This window comes from Enhygromyxa salina (assembly GCF_002994615.1).
Classification (GTDB): domain Bacteria; phylum Myxococcota_A; class Polyangia; order Nannocystales; family Nannocystaceae; genus Plesiocystis; species Plesiocystis salina_A.
The window spans coordinates 1-1,260 of sequence record NZ_PVNK01000230.1; the positions used below are offsets into that span (position 1 = coordinate 1).

The window sequence follows — 1,260 nt, forward strand, 5'->3', positions numbered from 1 at the left end:
TCTAAAGGAGCCCCCTTCTAGGGGGCCACGCAAACGATGGCGTAGCTCATGCCAGCCCACCGAGGGAGAGAGCGGAGCGAGCGACCGACCGGCCGCTTGCGGCCGTGCGTGGCAGAGTCGCTGACGGCCGGGGGGGTCATAACTAATACTCCCAGACTAGGCTCTCGAGCATCGCGACCGTCAAGATCAGCGCCGCGACCATCAGCGCGATGCTGAACACCCCGCGGGCCAGGATCTGGCGGCGCGATCGCATGATCGCCAGCGATTGATCCGCGAACGCCTCGTCGTCGAGCACGCTCGGGTTGCCCGACACGAGCCCCAGCGCGTCCGTCGTTCGGGCCTCGAGCTGTCGCTGGTTGCGCCAGACCAGCAAGGACATGACGAGGATGAACAGGCCGCCGCCGCCGAGTAAGAACCACCGGATCCCGATCGTCCAGTCGCGCTTGAAGGTCGCCAGGGTCTGGTCTTCGCGGGCGCGGGTGTTGAGCGACTGCGGTGGCCCGTGGACCACGGCCTCGAGGCTGCCGATCAAGAACGCGCGCGCGCGTCCGATCTCGGCCTCGTCGAGGGCCTTGGCCTGGTGCTGGGCCTCGACGTGGCTGAGGTAGGCGCGCTCGCGGCCGATCTCGAACTGACGATCGATCCGCGGCAACGACAGCTGCTCGCGCTGACGCTCGATCAAGGGCGCGAGCGAGTCCACGTGCTCGACGCCCGCGGGCGCGAGCTGGACCCGGGCGATGGCCGAGCTGTCCTCGGGCCGCAGGGTGCTCTGGTAGGCCTCGAACTGGATGAAGCCGCTCGCGTCCGCGAAGCGATCGGGCACGGTCCACTCGCGGTCCTGGGGCACGTGCAGCGGCGGGGTGATGGTGTCGAACCACGCCCCGTCGGGCCCGTGGACGTCGACGAAGGCCGGCTTGCGTCCGCTCAGGGCCTCGACGGTGATCAGGATCGAGTCGCCGGGCCGGGCGAGGTCGGTCGAGGCGTCGACCCGCACGGTCCCGGCGTGACTGACGAAGCGCAGGCGTCGCTTGGGGCCGCTCGTGGCCTCGCTCGTGCCGGGCAGCCGAACCTCGAAGCGGATCACGTCCGAGCTGAGCACGCCGTGGAAGGTTGCGAGCCCGAGGGTGTCGACGGGCCCGTCGTAGAGCACGGGCGGGTTGTCGAGATCGCCGACCTGGTCGTCAAACTCACCGCTGACGAGCAGCACCTGGATGTTCGTGGGTGATGGCGGGGCCGCCTCGGCGGGCGCGGTGCCCTCGG

Annotated in this window: 1 protein-coding gene; it reads right to left on the reverse strand. The window is 69.8% G+C overall.

What is annotated here, in order from left to right; genetic code table 11:
• Positions 1-142: 142 nt before the first annotated feature.
• Positions 143-1,260: hypothetical protein (locus ENSA5_RS38295; protein ID WP_181198160.1), on the reverse strand; the 1,118-nt coding region annotated here is incomplete at its 5' end.